The 16,487-nt window shown below is 58.3% G+C and carries 16 protein-coding genes; 8 read left to right on the forward strand and 8 right to left on the reverse strand.

Annotated features, from left to right (window positions below; all coding sequences use genetic code 11):
• Positions 1-83 precede the first annotated feature (83 nt).
• On the forward strand, positions 84-647 hold the full coding sequence (locus tag ACSBQV_RS05525) for a lipoprotein (RefSeq protein WP_016927416.1): 564 nt from the start codon (positions 84-86) through the stop codon (positions 645-647).
• Positions 648-704: 57 nt separating this feature from the next.
• Here the strand turns inward: ACSBQV_RS05525 and yebF are convergent, their stop codons facing one another.
• The 5 genes from yebF to cspE form a co-directional block, all read right to left on the reverse strand.
• Positions 705-1,064: a protein YebF gene (gene yebF / locus ACSBQV_RS05530; protein WP_089191905.1), complete on the reverse strand. Its 360-nt coding sequence runs from the start codon at positions 1,062-1,064 to the stop codon at positions 705-707.
• A 70-nt stretch (positions 1,065-1,134) separates the two neighbouring features.
• Positions 1,135-1,443 (reverse strand): N(4)-acetylcytidine aminohydrolase, encoded by a 309-nt coding sequence (gene yqfB / locus ACSBQV_RS05535; protein WP_099785901.1) that lies wholly within the window; start codon positions 1,441-1,443, stop codon positions 1,135-1,137.
• Positions 1,444-1,482: 39 nt separating this feature from the next.
• The gene (locus tag ACSBQV_RS05540; protein WP_099785903.1) at positions 1,483-1,806 is read right to left on the reverse strand and encodes a YebG family protein; all 324 of its coding nucleotides are present in this window, start codon (positions 1,804-1,806) and stop codon (positions 1,483-1,485) included.
• An 88-nt stretch (positions 1,807-1,894) separates the two neighbouring features.
• Positions 1,895-3,277 (reverse strand): ATP-dependent RNA helicase DbpA, encoded by a 1,383-nt coding sequence (gene dbpA / locus ACSBQV_RS05545; RefSeq protein WP_099785905.1) that lies wholly within the window; start codon positions 3,275-3,277, stop codon positions 1,895-1,897.
• A 147-nt stretch (positions 3,278-3,424) separates the two neighbouring features.
• On the reverse strand, positions 3,425-3,634 hold the full coding sequence (gene cspE / locus ACSBQV_RS05550; protein WP_004927572.1) for a transcription antiterminator/RNA stability regulator CspE: 210 nt from the start codon (positions 3,632-3,634) through the stop codon (positions 3,425-3,427).
• Positions 3,635-3,880: 246 nt separating this feature from the next.
• Between cspE and purT the strand changes: the two genes are divergently transcribed.
• Complete coding sequence (gene purT, locus ACSBQV_RS05555; RefSeq protein WP_099785907.1) at positions 3,881-5,059, forward strand: formate-dependent phosphoribosylglycinamide formyltransferase; 1,179 nt, start codon at positions 3,881-3,883, stop codon at positions 5,057-5,059.
• A gap of 34 nt (positions 5,060-5,093) precedes the next feature.
• On the opposite strand, the gene ACSBQV_RS05560 is transcribed toward purT, so the two are convergent.
• Both ACSBQV_RS05560 and ACSBQV_RS05565 read right to left on the reverse strand, forming a co-directional pair.
• Complete coding sequence (locus tag ACSBQV_RS05560; protein ID WP_033643378.1) at positions 5,094-5,333, reverse strand: YoaH family protein; 240 nt, start codon at positions 5,331-5,333, stop codon at positions 5,094-5,096.
• A gap of 70 nt (positions 5,334-5,403) precedes the next feature.
• Positions 5,404-6,405 (reverse strand): glycosyltransferase, encoded by a 1,002-nt coding sequence (locus ACSBQV_RS05565; RefSeq protein ID WP_099786189.1) that lies wholly within the window; start codon positions 6,403-6,405, stop codon positions 5,404-5,406.
• Positions 6,406-6,930: 525 nt separating this feature from the next.
• Between ACSBQV_RS05565 and pabB the strand changes: the two genes are divergently transcribed.
• The 4 genes from pabB (at position 6,931) to ACSBQV_RS05585 (ending at position 12,544) form a co-directional block, all read left to right on the forward strand.
• The gene (gene pabB / locus ACSBQV_RS05570; RefSeq protein WP_099786191.1) at positions 6,931-8,304 is read left to right on the forward strand and encodes an aminodeoxychorismate synthase component 1; all 1,374 of its coding nucleotides are present in this window, start codon (positions 6,931-6,933) and stop codon (positions 8,302-8,304) included.
• Positions 8,301-8,879 carry a CoA pyrophosphatase gene (locus tag ACSBQV_RS05575; RefSeq protein ID WP_033644292.1) on the forward strand — a complete coding sequence of 193 codons (579 nt, stop codon included), beginning with the start codon at positions 8,301-8,303 and terminating at the stop codon, positions 8,877-8,879. Before pabB ends, ACSBQV_RS05575 begins: the two co-directional genes overlap by 4 nt.
• Before the next feature lie 446 nt (positions 8,880-9,325).
• Positions 9,326-10,690, forward strand: coding sequence for an L-serine ammonia-lyase (gene sdaA / locus ACSBQV_RS05580; protein WP_025159820.1), 1,365 nt, complete (start codon positions 9,326-9,328; stop codon positions 10,688-10,690).
• 267 nt (positions 10,691-10,957) lie between these two features.
• Positions 10,958-12,544, forward strand: a complete 1,587-nt coding sequence (locus ACSBQV_RS05585) for an EAL domain-containing protein (RefSeq protein WP_033643382.1) — start codon at positions 10,958-10,960, stop codon at positions 12,542-12,544.
• A gap of 16 nt (positions 12,545-12,560) precedes the next feature.
• Here ACSBQV_RS05585 and ACSBQV_RS05590 read toward each other — a convergent pair whose 3' ends face one another.
• Positions 12,561-14,105, reverse strand: a complete 1,545-nt coding sequence (locus ACSBQV_RS05590) for a TerC family protein (RefSeq protein ID WP_099817952.1) — start codon at positions 14,103-14,105, stop codon at positions 12,561-12,563.
• Between the two features lie 562 nt (positions 14,106-14,667).
• Between ACSBQV_RS05590 and manX the strand changes: the two genes are divergently transcribed.
• Both manX and ACSBQV_RS05600 read left to right on the forward strand, forming a co-directional pair.
• Complete coding sequence (gene manX, locus ACSBQV_RS05595; RefSeq protein ID WP_089194865.1) at positions 14,668-15,627, forward strand: PTS mannose transporter subunit IIAB; 960 nt, start codon at positions 14,668-14,670, stop codon at positions 15,625-15,627.
• A gap of 56 nt (positions 15,628-15,683) precedes the next feature.
• On the forward strand, positions 15,684-16,484 hold the full coding sequence (locus tag ACSBQV_RS05600) for a PTS mannose/fructose/sorbose transporter subunit IIC (RefSeq protein WP_033634888.1): 801 nt from the start codon (positions 15,684-15,686) through the stop codon (positions 16,482-16,484).
• Positions 16,485-16,487: the final 3 nt, after the last annotated feature.

Consider the following 16,487-nt stretch of genomic DNA (forward strand, 5'->3'; position numbering starts at 1 on the left):
CGTTTTCACGCGCAGGCGGAGCGTTTATAATGATTAATCAATTATCTGCAGCACTTTTCGCCAGCAGTCGCAATGAGGCATTAATGAAGAAGATCCTGATGGGCGCAGCCGCCCTGCTGTTCGCCGGCGTATTGGCCGGTTGCAATCAACTGACCCAGTACACCCTGAGTGAGCAGGAAGTGAATGACTACCTGCAGAAACATAACGACTATCAGAAGCAAATCGGCGTGCCCGGCCTGCTGGACGCCAACATCGTGCTGACTCAGTTGCAAAGCCAGATCGGCCGCAGCGAACCGGGTAAAGTCACCCTTTCCGGCGACGCCAAGGTCAACATCACGTCGATTCTCGGCCCGCAGACCGCTGATCTGAAGCTGACGCTGAAGGCGCAGCCGGTTTATGACCGGGCGCAGGGTGCCATTTTCCTGAAGGACATGGAGCTGACCGATTACAGCGTGCAGCCGGAAAAAATGCAGACGGTGATGAAAGCGCTGACGCCGTATCTGAACCAGTCGCTGAAATCCTACTTCGACCAAAAGCCGGCTTATGTGCTGAATCCTGACAACAGCAAAACCGAAGCGCTGGCGAAAAAACTGGCGAAAGGGTTGGAAGTGAAACCGGGTGAATTGGTGATTCCGTTCAGCGACTGACGCCGCCTGAGAACATCAAGCCCGCCGCTCGGCGGGCTTTTTACTGCCGGGAAAGCGTTACTGCGGGGCGCTGTAGGCGATTTCGCCGGTGTTGCAGTTGAGCGTCACGTTGTAGGTTTTATCTGCCTTGGTGCCACGCACCGTCAACGGCACCTGCCATACCTGATCCTTGCCGCTGATGGCATCCGGGCTAACCCAGGCAATCGGCGTTGCGGTACCCAGCAGCTTTTTGTCCGACTCCCAGCGCGTAATGCGGTTCTGCAAGAAGTCGCGCTTGACCTGGGCGGCGATATCCGCCGGCTGCAGGCCCGCACACTGCCCCACCTTGGCGGTGCGCTGTTCGTGATCCTGCGCCCACACCGTCGTCGATGCTCCCATCATGGCCAACAAGGCGATAGCCAAACCCGTTTTTTTCATATGTCCTCCCGTTGTGATTAGCGCTATCCGGGCGCCCATCCCTGGCTCACAACAGGGCTTCGGCAAAGGGTTACCGTTTGACGAACTCAATGACAAACAGCGCATCCAGGCCCGGATAGATTTCCTTGATCACCCGCTTCAGTTCGCCGAGCGACATGTTCTCCTGCTGTGCGTGGCGTTCGGTCAGCGCATCCAGGCGCACCGGCGTTACCGACAGCACTTCGATAAAGCAGAAAAATACGCCGTCCTCTTTGCGGCTGACGCGCAATACCTCGCCCGGTTCAAAATGCGATTCACTGGCATCCCGAATGGTGATGGTTTTACGCCCGGCCAGAATGTCTTGCTCAAAGCGGCTGAAGAAAGTTATTTCACGGCTCATTTTAGATCCTTTTTCATCACAACACCGCAACATAAGTCATTATGCCGCCTGCTTTTCTGACGCAGATCCCTCTTTTGGGGTAGAGGCCGCTTTTTTCGCTTTGCTTTCCGCTGGTTTCTTGAGGGTTTCCGCCGGCGATGCGCCGCGCAGAATCAGACCCAGCGCATCCTTGTTTTCCGCCAGGAAGAAGCTCAGCCCTTCGCGCTGTTCGTCATCCAGGTTCAGTGGCGCGTGCTGCAGCCACTCCCCAAGGTTGTCCGCCAGATCCAGCATTTTGTCGTAGGCGTCGGCTTCTTTCTTGCTCGCGAAAGTCATTTTTTCCTCACCGTTTCTCACCACCACATATTTAACTTCAACCGCCATGCGTGCGTCCTCAAACACTCAAATTACTGTGATTATATACAGTATAAATAGATCGTGGCGGGAAGGCAAACCGCCACCCGCCTTCGGCTTATTTCAGCAGCCGCACCTTGCAGCTTTTGCCTTTGATTTTGCCCTGCTGCAACTGTTGCAGCGCCTTGCGCGCGCTGGCTTTGCGGATCGCGACATAGGCATGCACCGGGAACATATCGATCTTGCCCACTTCCGCCGCCGTCAGCCCGGCATCACCGGTCAGCGCCCCGAGAATATCGCCGGGACGGATCTTCGCCTTGCGGCCGCCGTCGATGCACAGCGTCACCATTTCCGCCTCCAGCGAGCCGTTGGCCGCCCCGCTCAGCTCGGACACCGGCGACCAGTCAACGCTCATCTGCAGATAGTCTTCAATCGCGTGCGCACGCGCCATTTCCTGCGGCGTGCACAGGCTGATCGCCAACCCGCTCATGCCGGCGCGGCCGGTACGGCCAATACGGTGCACATGCACTTCGGGATCGAACGCCAGCTCGTAGTTGACCACCAGCTCCAGCTCTTTAATATCCAGCCCGCGTGCGGCGACGTCGGTCGCCACCAATACCCGGCAACTGCGGTTGGCGAAACGCACCAACACCTGGTCGCGGTCGCGCTGTTCCAGATCGCCATGCAGCGCCAGCGCGCTGATGCCGCGGGCCTCCAGGGCCTCAAGCACCGTCTGACAGTCGCGTTTGGTATTGCAGAACACCACGCAGGACGCGGGTTGATGATAGCGAATGGCCGACACCAGCAGCGCTGGGCGCTGATCGCGCGCGGTCTCATAAAAGCGTTGTTCGATGGAGGTCTGCGCTTCGCCATCGTCCACCTCGACGCTCAGCGGCTGGCGTTGAACGCGCGCGCTGATGCGCTCGATGCCTGCCGGGTACGTGGCGGAAAACAGCAGCGTCTGACGTTGCGGCGGCGTATAGCTGATCACATCGTCGATGTCGTCGGCGAACCCCATGTCCAGCATGCGATCGGCCTCATCCAGCACCAGCACCTTCAGCTCGTCCAGCTGCAGCGTTTTCTTGCGCAGGTGTTCCTGGATACGGCCCGGCGTCCCCACCACGATGTGCGGCGCATGCACCAGCGAATCGAGCTGCGGCCCCATCGGCTGGCCGCCGCACAGCGTCAGGATCTTGATGTTTTGCGTAAAACGCGCCAGGCGACGCAACTCTTTGCTCACCTGATCGGCCAGCTCGCGGGTGGGACAAAGCACCAGCGCCTGCGTGGCGACCTGACCGACGACGATACTGTTCAGCAAACCAATGCCGAAGGCCGCCGTTTTACCGCTGCCGGTTTTCGCCTTGGCGCGCACGTCCCGCCCTTGCAGGATGGCGGGCAATGCGGCGGCCTGTACCGGCGTCATTTCGGCGTACCCCAGTTCGTTGAGGTTGGCCAACTGTTCGGCTGGCAGCGGCAGGGAAGAAAAAGAAACTGTGCTCACGGCGATAACTCTTATATGACGAATGGAATGGCGGCGCGCCCGCAGGTAAGCGCCGAATCAGCGGTAAATGATAACAGAGATGGGCGGCGTTACGGGGTGCGGGCATAAAAAAACCCGCCGGCGGCGGGTTTCTCGGCAACGCAGTCGTTAAATCGCAACGACGTTGGCTGCGGCTGGGCCACGTTGGCTGTCCTGGATGGAGAACTCAACCTGCTGGCCTTCAGCCAGGGTCTTGAAACCATCGCTGACGATAGCGGAGAAATGAACGAAAACGTCTTTAGAGCCGTCGGCAGGGGTGATAAAGCCGAAACCTTTGCTTTCGTTGAACCATTTAACGTGACCAGTGATCTTGCTCATTTGTGTTTCCTTTACTTGATAAACCTGCCTTGACGGCACGAGACGCGAAAACCTTTCGATAAGTAGGCCTTCTTTCGCCGTCGGTTATTAACGCACAATCGCTCATACAGGGCAAATATTTCTGTTTGTTATAAAAACAGCCAGTTAGCAACAAAACCGGCGCGGCGGCTGCGCGCGCAATCGTTTTCGTATATACTGCCCGCCGATCATCAATCCGCTTACTTTCACCGATCCAGGTACGAAACTATGTTAACGATTGGAACCGCCCTGCGCCCTTCCGCCACCCGCGTCATGTTGCTCGGCTCCGGCGAGCTGGGTAAAGAAGTCGCCATTGAATGCCAGCGCCTCGGTCTGGAGGTGATCGCCGTCGATCGCTACGCCGATGCGCCGGCCATGCATGTGGCGCACCGCAGCCACGTCATCAATATGCTGGACGGTGACGCGTTGAAAGCCGTCATCGAACACGAGCGGCCGGACTATATCGTTCCCGAAATCGAAGCGATCGCCACCGCCATGCTGGTCGAGCTTGAACGCCAGGGCCACCGCGTAGTGCCCTGCGCCGAAGCCACACGCCTGACCATGAACCGTGAAGGCATCCGCCGTCTGGCGGCGGAAGAGCTCGGTCTTCCCACCTCCAGCTACCGCTTTGCCGACAGTGAAATCGCTTTCCGCCAGGCGGTTGAGCATATCGGCTACCCGTGCATCGTCAAACCGGTGATGAGCTCTTCCGGCAAAGGCCAGAGCCTGATCCGCACGCCCGAACAGCTGCAAAGCGCCTGGGATTACGCCCAACAGGGCGGCCGTGCCGGCGGTGGCCGGGTGATCGTCGAAGGGCTGGTAAGATTTGATTTTGAAATTACGCTGCTGACCATCAACGCCGTGGATGGCGTGCATTTCTGTGAGCCGATCGGGCACCGTCAGGAGGATGGGGATTACCGCGAGTCCTGGCAGCCGCAACGCATGTCGGCTACGGCGCTGAGCCGGGCCCAGGCTATCGCCGAGAAAGTGGTGAAGGCCCTGGGGGGCTTCGGGCTGTTCGGCGTGGAGCTGTTCGTTTGTGGCGACGACGTGATCTTCAGCGAAGTGTCGCCACGCCCGCACGATACCGGCATGGTCACGTTGATTTCACAGGATCAGTCTGAGTTCGCCCTGCACGTGCGCGCGTTTCTCGGTTTGCCGATCGGCGCTATCCGCCAGTTCGGCCCTTCCGCTTCGGCGGTGATCCTGCCACAGCTCACCAGCACCGATGTGCGCTTCAGCGGATTGGAAAACGCGCTGCGCGGGCACAACCAGCTGCGTCTGTTCGGCAAGCCGGAAATCGCCGGCCAGCGCCGCCTGGGTGTAGCGCTGGCGACGGCGGACACCACGGAACTCGCGGTAGAGCTGGCGAAACAGGCCGCCGCCGCCGTAGCAGTCAACCGCTAAAACTGACGGGGCCGCTTGCGCGGCCCCGATAACATCAATAGTCTTCGTCTTCTTCAGCATCGTCATCCCGCGACGCCTCCGGCGCGGCATCCTGCTGTTCGTCTTCGTCATCGAACAGCACCGCGACATGAGCGCCCTGATGCTTCTCACGAATTTCCTGCGCAACGCGAGCAATGGCCTCACCGCTGCTCATGCCCTGTTCCATCAGCTGATGGATGCGATCCGCCGCTTCCTGCTGCTCCGCGTGGCTCAGTAATGGCATACCTGCATGCATGTGTCGTTCTCTCCGGCAAAAGGGAGAAGGAGTATACGCGCTAACGCGGCGGATCCCAACGTCTTGTGCCTCAGGCCGGCTGTGAACAGCCGTTATCGTTGCGCCACTGCTTTAAACGGTGCCGCCACAGCATGACATGCCACCCCTGCTTCACGCCGCGCGCATTGGCGAGCATCGCTCTGTCGATGCCACGTTGGTAAAACTCTTCGGTAATCTGATTCTGAGCGGCCGGATCCGGCTCACGGCGAATGCTGTGGCAAATCCCCAGCGCTTCACGGGTGATCTGCCAATGAAACGCCGGCCGAATGGCGATGGTGCTCGCATAACGCAGGTTGAGCCGCTCCAGCATTTCGACGATTTTCATATAGTGGCGCTGATAATCCACGTTAGCCTTGCCGGTGCGACGGCGATTGCTGATCGACTTGTCGTGCACCCGTTGGCGGTACAACGGCGTGCTTAAATATTTGACCCGCTTGGCATTAAACATGACCTCCGTCGTCCAGGGAATATCCTGGTGATGTAAGCCCGGTTCAAAATAGAGCCGATGCTGGCGGATAAAATCGAGACGATATATCGCCAACCACACAACGTGAATAAACTTTCGCGATTTCAACGCGCGTTCGAACCATTGAACGCCAGTGATAACATCAGTGGTGCGTAAACGCTCCTGAGGAAAAATCGGCTGCAATTCGTCCTGGCTGGCAAAATAGCGTTCGCCATTGCATTGCATCACGTCTAGTTGGTGCTGTTCGGCCTGCTCCAGCAGCGTGGAATACATTTCCGGCGCCAACAGATCGTCAGCGTCGGGAAACGCCACGTATTTTCCTCGGGCAACGGCGAGCCCGGCATTACGCGCACTGGAAACGCCGGCGTTCGCCTGATCGATAACCCGAATATGCGGATGCGCCGCCGCATAGCGGTGGGCGACCTCCCCCGAACCATCGGTGGAACCATCGTTAACGATGATCACCTCCAACCGCTGTTCTCGTTGGGCAAGCAACGAAGCCAGGAAAGGCTCTAACAGTTCTCCCGCATTGTGCATCGGGACGATGACGCTCAGCATTAACGACATAGGCAGCTCTTCAATAATAATGTAACAAAATGATAATTTTATTTTTTTGAAAAAAAGAAATCGCTTCAGCGCCCGAGCGAAATATGACGCAAACATTCACATTTCCGCCGCAAGCTAAATAAGATTCATCTTGTTTGTCTTTTCATGCTTTCTATAAGAAAAGCGTTCCACAACAAGGAATAACTTTCACAAGACGGCCACCGTAAAAAACACAGGCAAAACCGTTTCGCATCGCCCGCTTAATAACAGCGAGCAACAATAAAAGTGTGAAATTAACGAGTTGTCTTTATATTTCTCGGGTCTTGCGCCCTCGGTGAAAAATGCTTCCAGTTATTTTGACGTTAAATTTTTAACATATCGAAGTATAAACAATGGCGCAAAAAATGCCTTATTTCAGGTTTATTGAACTGCCGTTTATGTGAGGTGTGCTGCATGTCTCGCATGGCAAAACATGCATGCCATGGCCGTCTATGGCACACTAGCCGCCAGATATTGCCGTCTTCACAGCCAGGTTTATTGACGTTCATGAGCGTAACCGCCCCAAACATAAAGTCTTTGCCCTACCATCGCAGCGCCCTGATGACGCTTTTTGCCCCGCTTTCATCGCAACCTTGGGCGATGCTGCTGCACTCGGGCTTTGCCGACCATTCGCACAACCGCTTCGATATTCTGGTCGCGCAGCCGCGCATTACTCTCACGACTCATGGCGCCACCACGGAAATCATAAGTGACGACGTAACAATACGGTCGCAACAAGATCCGTTTGAGTTGTTGCAACAGCAGATGGTGGCGCAAGGTTGGCAACCGGCCTTTAATCCGGATCTGCCGTTTCAGGGCGGCGCACTGGGGCTGTTCGGCTACGATCTTGGGCGGCGGGTGGAAAGCTTGCCGCAGTTGGCCGAAGCCGACATCGCCTTGCCGGACATGGCGGTGGGCATTTATGACTGGGCGCTGATCGCCGACCACCGGCTGCAAACGCTGACGCTGCTCAGCTATGGCGACGTGGAACAGCGCTGGCGCTGGCTCAATAGCCAAACCGCGCCTGCGGCACGCCCTTTCACGCTGCTGAGCGACTGGCGCGCCAATATGAGCCGGCAGCAGTACGGCGAGAAGTTCCAACGCATTCAGCACTACCTGCGCAGCGGCGACTGTTACCAAATCAATCTGGCGCAGCGATTCTCCGCAGACTATCAAGGAGATGAATGGCAGGCGTTTTGCCAATTGAGCGCCAGCAACCGCGCGCCGTTCTCCGCGTTCTTGCGTCTGCCGTACAACAGCGTGTTGAGCGTTTCTCCCGAGCGCTTCCTGTGGCTGGAGCAGCAGCGCATCCAAACCCGCCCGATCAAGGGCACGCTGCCGAGGCTGGCGGACGCGGAACAAGACGCCGCACAGGCTCGTCGTTTGACCGGTTCACCCAAAGACCGCGCTGAAAATCTGATGATTGTCGATCTGCTGCGCAACGATATCGGCCGCGTCGCCCAGCCCGGCAGCGTGCGCGTGCCGGAGCTGTTCGTCGTGGAGCCGTTCCCGGCGGTGCACCACCTGGTGAGCACCATCACCGCAACCCTGCCGGACACCGCCTCGGCGACCGAACTGCTGCGCGCCTGCTTTCCCGGCGGCTCGATCACCGGCGCGCCCAAGGTGCGGGCGATGGAAATCATCGAAGAACTGGAGCCGCAGCGTCGCAACGCCTATTGCGGCAGCATCGGTTACCTGAGCGCCTGCGGCACCATGGACACCAACATCACTATTCGCACGCTCGTCACCGAAAACGGCCGCATCCATTGCTCCGCCGGCGGCGGCATCGTGGCGGACAGCCAGGAACAGGCGGAATATCAGGAGACCTTCGACAAGGTTGGCCGCATTCTGCCGCAGCTCGGGGAGTGCGCCCAGTCGTGATCCCACCAAATGCACCGGCTTCACTGCACGCCTTTATCAGCCGTTTCCAACTGCAGCTACCTCAGGCGGCGCAGATCTCGCACAATGTGCGCCCGGCCGCAGTGCTGATCCCGATCGTCTGCCGCGCCGAGCCGACGCTGCTGTTGACCCGCCGCGCCGACTCGCTGCGCAAACATGCCGGCCAGGTGGCCTTCCCCGGCGGTAAAACCGACGCTGAAGACGGGTCGGCGATCGTGACGGCGCTGCGAGAAGCGCAGGAAGAAGTGGCGATACCGCCGCAGGCGGTTACCATACTCGGCCAAATGGCGCCGCTCGACAGCAGCACCGGATTTCAGGTCACGCCTATCGTCGGCCTGGTCTCGCCGGACGTGCAGTTCCGCGCCAACGAAGGCGAAGTGGCTGACGTGTTTGAAATGCCTTTGCGGGAGGCGCTGACCCTGTCGCGTTACTACCCGCTGGACATTCATCGCGCCGGCCATACGCACCGGATTTACCTTTCCTGGTACCACAGCCAGTTTATCTGGGGGCTGACCGCCGCCATCATTCGCCGCCTGGCGCAGCAAGTCAGTATTTAGCCGGCATTGCGTGATCTGACTCGCAATCTGGCACGGTTGCCGGCCTCCGCTGCGGGTAAAGCGATCGAAATCACTTCATTTGATCGCTTTTTCAACTACCGTTCCGGTTGAATGGTTTTAAAAAAACTGTAAACCCTCTCTTAAACCTTACGAAATACCTGTAAAATACCACCGTCCGAGATAAACCACTGTAGAAACAGGGATTAAGCCGGCGGCGTTCAGCAAGGAAAGCTGGCGCGATTACCGTTAATGGAGCTTGGGCGAAAGCGGATGCCCCGCACAAGGGTTCGCCCCGGGTAATCAGTAAAAAAAGCGACACCACGGATTATTTAATTTCATGCGAAAAAGGCAGCCGAACCCGCACGGCCCTTTTACAATATCGCTGTTCCCTGCGCGGTTTTTAACCGCCGCAGCCATAACAATACGTCTCTTTAAGGAGTTTTAGCGTGATTAGCGTTTTCGACATGTTTAAGATCGGCATCGGCCCGTCCAGCTCTCATACGGTTGGACCGATGAAAGCCGGCAAACAGTTTGTCGACGATCTGGTAAATAAAGGCCTGATGCCTTCTATCACGCGTGTTGCCGTAGACGTTTACGGCTCACTCTCATTGACCGGCAAAGGTCACCATACCGATATCGCTATCATTCTCGGCCTGGCCGGCAACATGCCGGACACCGTCGATATCGATAGCATCCCGGGTTTTATTCGCGATGTAGAACAACGTCAACGCCTGATGCTGGCCAACGGCCTGCATGAAGTCGATTTCCCGCGCGACGGCGGCATGGTCTTCCGCAGCGACAACCTGCCGCTGCACGAAAACGGCATGCAGGTCCACGCCTTCGCCGGCGATAAAGAAGTGTACAGCAAGACCTATTACTCTATCGGCGGCGGCTTCATCGTCGATGAAGAGAACTTCGGCAAGGCCGCCGAGCAAGAACTGCAAATGCCTTATCCGTTCAATTCCGCGCGCGAAATGCTCGACCACTGTCGCGAGACCGGGCTGTCGCTGTCCGGCATGGTGATGCAGAACGAACTGGCGCTGCACAGCAAGCAAGAGATCGACACCTACTTCGGTAACGTCTGGCAAACCATGCGCGCCTGCATCGATCGCGGTCTGAACACCGAAGGCGTGCTGCCGGGCCCGCTGCGCGTGCCGCGCCGTGCCTCCGCGCTACGCCGCATGCTGGTGGCGTCGGATAAACTGTCCAACGATCCGATGAACGTGATCGACTGGGTCAACATGTTCGCGCTGGCGGTTAACGAAGAAAACGCCGCCGGCGGCCGCGTCGTCACCGCGCCGACCAACGGCGCCTGCGGCATCGTGCCTGCCGTGCTGGCTTACTACGATCACTTCATCGAGTCCGTCAGCCCGGACATCTATATCCGCTACTTTATGGCGGCGGGTGCCATCGGCGCGCTGTACAAGATGAACGCCTCCATTTCCGGCGCCGAAGTCGGCTGTCAGGGTGAAGTCGGCGTTGCCTGCTCCATGGCGGCGGCCGGCCTGGCCGAACTGCTGGGCGGCAGCCCTGAGCAGGTATGCGTGGCGGCGGAAATCGGCATGGAACACAACCTGGGTCTGACCTGCGATCCGGTCGCCGGCCAGGTGCAGGTGCCGTGCATCGAGCGCAACGCCATCGCCTCGGTCAAGGCGATCAATGCCGCCCGCATGGCCCTGCGCCGCACCAGCGAACCGCGCGTTTCGCTGGATAAGGTGATCGAGACCATGTATGAAACCGGCAAAGACATGAACGCCAAGTATCGAGAAACATCACGCGGCGGCCTGGCTATCAAGGTGCAATGCGACTGACCGACAACCCCGCCACCCGGCGGGGTTTTTTATGGGTAATCAATTCATTGAGCGTTTTTGTGACAATGTCACCAGAAAAAATCCTGCATTTTTCTCATCGATCCGGCGGTTAGCCTGCAAATTGACCTTCTGTTTTGCCAAATCGAAATAATTTACTGAGTTACCATCAATCTTGTATAACCTCAGGCTAGAATTAGCCGAGCGCAACTTAAGGATCTATGGCCTGACCGTGACTCGGAGCTGGATTACCGAACAAGGATTTACCGGATGTTGATGACCCACCTCGCCGCGTCCCAATATCGTTACTACCGTTGGCTGCTGGCCGGAGCGGTGGGCGCGGCTATTCTGTTGGTATCGCTGTATACCCGTTACTATCAAGAGGTCAAAAGCATCGAGCAGAGCCAGCAAACGTTGGCCACCCGCACCGTCGGCAAGATTGACCAGCTGCTGTCCCCCGCGCAGCTGCAGGCGGAACGCAGTATGGACATGCTGGAACAACCCTGCGAGAACGTCTCATCGACCCTGCGCTTTCGCGCCGCGCAAAATCAGGCGCTGCGCGCCATGCTGCTGGTAAAAAATGGCGTCATCTACTGCTCCAGCCTGTTTGGCGCCCGTCATTATCAGTTGGCCGCCGTGCTGCCGATTTTCGTCAACAGCAACGTCAAGCTGGCGCTGCGCCCTTCGTTGGCGGTGAGCAAAGGACTGCCCACGTTGGTGATGTGGACACCCTCCCCCGGCGATAGAACCAGCGGCGTGCTGCACGTCTTCAATATCGAGCTGTTATCGAACTTTTTACTCGAACCGCAGGAGCCTTATGTTCAGCGAATGGTGCTGAACGTAGCTGACAGCAGCCTGGAATACGGACGCCGTGAAATCCTGCGCCGCGACACCCTGACCAACGATCTGCGTTACACCGCCGGTTCCGAGCGGTACCCGTTCTCGATTTCGCTGTTTGGCCCGCAGGTCGGCATGCTGGCGTTTTCCGCACTGCCGCGCCATATTCCTCTGGCGCTGTTGATCAGCCTGCTGGCGGCCTATGTGGTCTACCTGCTCACCGCTAACCGTATGAGCCTGTCTTATCACATCGGTCATGCCATTACCCACCGGGAGTTCCGCGTTTACTGCCAACCGATCATTCACAGCGATACCGGCCGCTGCGCCGGCGTCGAGATGCTGCTGCGTTGGAAAAAGAAACGGCAGGGATGGATATCGCCAGACGTGTTTATCCCGCTGGCCGAGCAGCATGAGCTGATCATTCCGCTGACCCGCTATCTGATGAACACCGTGACGGAAAATCTGCAGCTGTTCCCGCCGCGGCCGTCGTTCTACATCAGCATCAACGTCGCCGCCGAGCATTTTAAAACGCTCAACATCATCGACGATATCCGCCAGATTTGGCTGCCAGCGCACCCGATGCCGTCACTGATGCTGGAGCTGACCGAGCGCACCGCGCTGTCGGCCATCCAGCACGACCAAATCCGGACGCTGAAAGACATGGGTATCATGCTGGCCATCGACGATTTCGGCACCGGCCACAGTTCGCTGAGCTACCTGAAAAACCTCAGCCCGGACGTGTTGAAGATTGACCGCGGGTTTACCGCGGCCATCGGCACCGACGCGGTTAACGCCACGGTGACCGACACCATCATTACGCTGGCGCAGCGGCTGAAGCTGAAGTTGGTGGCTGAAGGGGTAGAAACGGCGGAACAGGCTGACTACCTGCGCTCACGCGAGGTCAATGCCCTGCAGGGGTATTATTTCGCCAAACCGATGCCGATCCACGTTTTCCCGCTATGGTTGCAACAGTACGAATCGCGCGTCAGGCATGCGCAAGAGGATCCGCCGGAGGCCTGAGCCTCCGGCGAACGGGTTACGACTGCGACGGCTCGTCAAAGACGACGCGGGTGACACGCACCAGTTCGATGCGGTATTCGGAGACGTCCACAATATCGAAACGCAGGTGGTTCAGCTCGATAGTATCCCCCACCACCGGCATCTGGCCGTAGTGGGCCAACAGCAGCCCCGCCAGGGTGGCGTAGTCCGCGGTGGGGCTCACCAGATCATCGCAGGCCAGCGCCTGTTCCAGCGAGTGCAGGTCGGTCCCGCCCTTCACCAGCCAGCCGTCGCCTTCCGCCACAATGTCCGGGGTTTCATCTTCGTCCGGGAATTCACCGGCAATCGCTTCCAGCACGTCCAGCGGCGTCACCAGCCCCTGCACGACGCCGAACTCGTTGGTGACCACCACCAGACGCCCTTTGGCGCGACGCAGCACCGCCAACAGCTTGATGACGTCCATGGTTTCCGGCACCACGATCGGCGGCGTGCGGGCGGCGAACTCGGCGATATCTTCACCCAGCTCCAGTGCCACCAGCAGATCCTTGGCGCGCACCACGCCAACAATCTCATCCACCGAATCGCGGCACACCGGGAACAGGCTGTGCGGCGTGTCCAGCAGCTGTTCGCGCACCTCTTCGCGGGAGCGCTCGCAATCGACCCAGGAAATCTCGGTGCGCGGCGTCATCACGCTGCGCAATGAGCGCGAGGCCAGCGTCAGCACGCCGCTGATCATATAACGCTCTTCCTCCGCAAAGGTTTCATCCCGCGGCAAGGCGACCGCATCGTCCGTCTGCTGCGCGCGCTGCTGCCCCATCAGGCGCATGATCGCTTCCGCAGTGCGCTCGCGCATCGGGCGACGCGCCTGATGCTTGATGAAGTTGCGACGCGCGATCTGGTTGAACAATTCAATCAGGATCGAGAAGCCGATCGCGGCGTACAGATAACCTTTAGGAATATGCAAGCCGAAGCCTTCGGCGATCAGGCTCAGGCCGATCATCAACAGGAAGCTCAGGCACAGCACCACAATGGTCGGGTGCGCGTTAACGAAGTTAGTCAACGGTTTGGACGCCAACAGCATCACCGCCATCGCGATCACCACCGCCGCCATCATCACCGGCAGATCGTTCACCATGCCCACGGCGGTAATCACCGCATCGAGCGAGAACACCGCGTCGAGGATGACGATCTGCACCACCACCGCCCAGAACTTGGCGTAACCGCGGTTGGCGCCGTCCTGGTGCGTCTGCCCTTCCAGCCGTTCATGCAGCTCCATGGTGGCTTTGAACAGCAGGAACACCCCGCCGAACAGCAGGATAAGATCGCGGCCCGAGAAGCTGAAATCGCCGACGCTGAACAGCGGCGTGGTCAGCGTCACCATCCAGGAGATCACCGACAACAGGCCCAAACGCATCAGCAGTGCCAGCGACAGGCCGATGATGCGCGCTTTATCACGCTGCTTCGGCGGCAGCTTGTCGGCCAAAATGGCAATGAACACCAGGTTGTCGATGCCCAGCACGATTTCCAGCACCACCAGCGTAAGCAACCCCGCCCAAATAGAGGGGTCCATTAAAAATTCCATATCAGACTCCAGAGAAAAGTGGGAATGAGCGCAGGAGGCTCAGACGTGACGATGCCGCCGCTGCATGGGCGCAGTCGACAATAGCAAGGTGACGGGATGGGATTACCGGGTGGTGGCCGAGCGGCCGAACAGCATATGTAACGCCAGCAGGTGGCGGGTGAAACCTGGAAAAACAGTAACTTCGGTGACAGTCCATAGGGAGGGCTGAGGCCCTTCACTCCTTAGTGATGAAAGAGGAAATTACTGTATCAGGATTTTTCTGGCGGACAAAGCGGCTTTTTCAACGGCGGTTTAAGGTTGCGCCCTGTCATCTCGCCCACGACCGTTAAGATTTATCCGAGCATTCAATAGCGGAGCAGCGTCACAAAAAATATTTTTTCACTCACTAAAATAAATCTCGCGTTCGTGAAGTATCACGCACAGGCATTTGAAACTGCGTGAGAAATGTTAGGCGTGCGTTTCTTTTTTTCTACCATAATGTATCTGAACCGCGGAAGTGACTGCCAAGACGGCACGGAAGAACGATACACACCGTGCCTGGAGTTCAACGAGGAGGTAGCGAGTGGCAATAGCTATTATCATCGGCACACACGGGGCTGCAGCGGAACAACTGCTGAAAACGGCGGAGATGCTATTGGGCGAGCAGGACAACGTCGCCTTTATAGACTTCGTTCCCGGTGAGAATGCCGAAACGTTAATCGTCAAGTACAACGAAAAAATCAGTGGATTGGATACCAGCGGCGGCGTGCTGTTCCTGGTGGATACCTGGGGCGGCAGCCCGTTCAACGCCGCCAGCCGCATTGCGGTCGATAAAGACAACTATGAGGTCGTCACCGGGGTCAACATTCCGATGCTGGTGGAAACCTTCATGGCGCGGGACGATAACCCCGCTTTCGATGAACTGGTGGCGCTGGCATTGGAAACCGGCCGTGAAGGCGTGAAAGCGCTGAAAAAACCGCAAGAAGAACCCGCAAAACCCGCAGCACCCGCCCCGAAAGCCGCTGCTCCTCAGGCGCCGTTGGGGCCGAACGATCACATGAAAATCGGCCTGGCGCGTATCGACGATCGCTTAATCCACGGCCAGGTCGCCACCCGCTGGACCAAAGAGACCAACGTCAGCCGCATCATCGTCGTCAGCGATGAGGTCGCCGCCGACCATGTGCGCAAGACCTTGTTGACCCAGGTTGCCCCGCCGGGCGTCACCGCTCACGTGGTGGACGTGGCGAAGGCCATCCGCGTCTGGAACAACCCGAAATACGCCAACGATCGCGTGATGCTGTTATTCACCAACCCGACCGACGTTTGGCGTCTGGTGGAAGGCGGCGTGGAGATTAAATCCGTCAATATCGGCGGCATGGCGTTCCGTCAGGGGAAAACCCAGGTGAACAACGCCGTTTCCGTCGATGAAAAAGATATCGAAGCGTTTAAGAAGCTGAACGACCGCGGTATCGAGCTGGAGGTGCGTAAGGTCTCGTCCGACAGCCGGCTAAAAATGATGGACCTGATTAACAAACTCAATTAGTGGCGCCAGCCGCTGATTATTTTACTCAGAGCTTTTTTGGTCATAGGAGAAGTGCAATGGAGATCACCACTCTTCAGATTGTGCTGATATTTATCGTTGCCTGTATCGCCGGGATGGGTTCCGTCCTCGACGAGTTCCAGTTCCACCGCCCGCTGGTCGCCTGTACCCTGATCGGCTTCATCCTCGGCGACATGAAAACCGGCATCATCATCGGCGGTACGCTGGAAATGATCGCCCTCGGCTGGATGAACATCGGTGCGGCGGTCGCGCCGGATGCCGCCCTGGCGTCCATCATCTCGACCATTCTGGTCATCGCCGGTGGGCAGAGCGTCGGCGCCGGTATCGCGCTGGCCATTCCGCTGGCGGCGGCCGGCCAGGTGCTGACCATCATCGTGCGCACCCTCACCGTGGCCTTCCAGCACGCGGCGGACAGCGCGGCGGAGCGCGGCAGCCTGCGCGCCATCACCTGGATCCATATCGGCGCCCTGCTGCTGCAGGCGATGCGTATCGCCATCCCTGCGGTCATCGTCGCCATCTCGGTCGGCACCGCCGGGGTACACGCCCTGCTCAACTCGATCCCGGAAGTGGTCACCAGCGGCCTGAACATCGCCGGCGGCATGATCGTCGTGGTCGGTTACGCAATGGTGATTAACATGATGCGCGCCGGCTACCTGATGCCGTTCTTCTATCTCGGTTTCGTTACCGCCGCCTTCACCAACTTCAACCTGGTGGCGCTCGGCGTCATCGGCGTGGTGATGGCCGTGCTGTATATCCAGCTCAGCCCGAAATACAACAAATCTCAGGTTGTCCAGGCCGGCCCGGCTAACGCGAACGATCTCGATAACGAACTCGACTAGGAA

Origin of the sequence: Serratia sp. B501, assembly GCF_051172315.1 — a bacterium.
Taxonomy (GTDB): Bacteria; Pseudomonadota; Gammaproteobacteria; order Enterobacterales; family Enterobacteriaceae; genus Serratia; species Serratia ureilytica.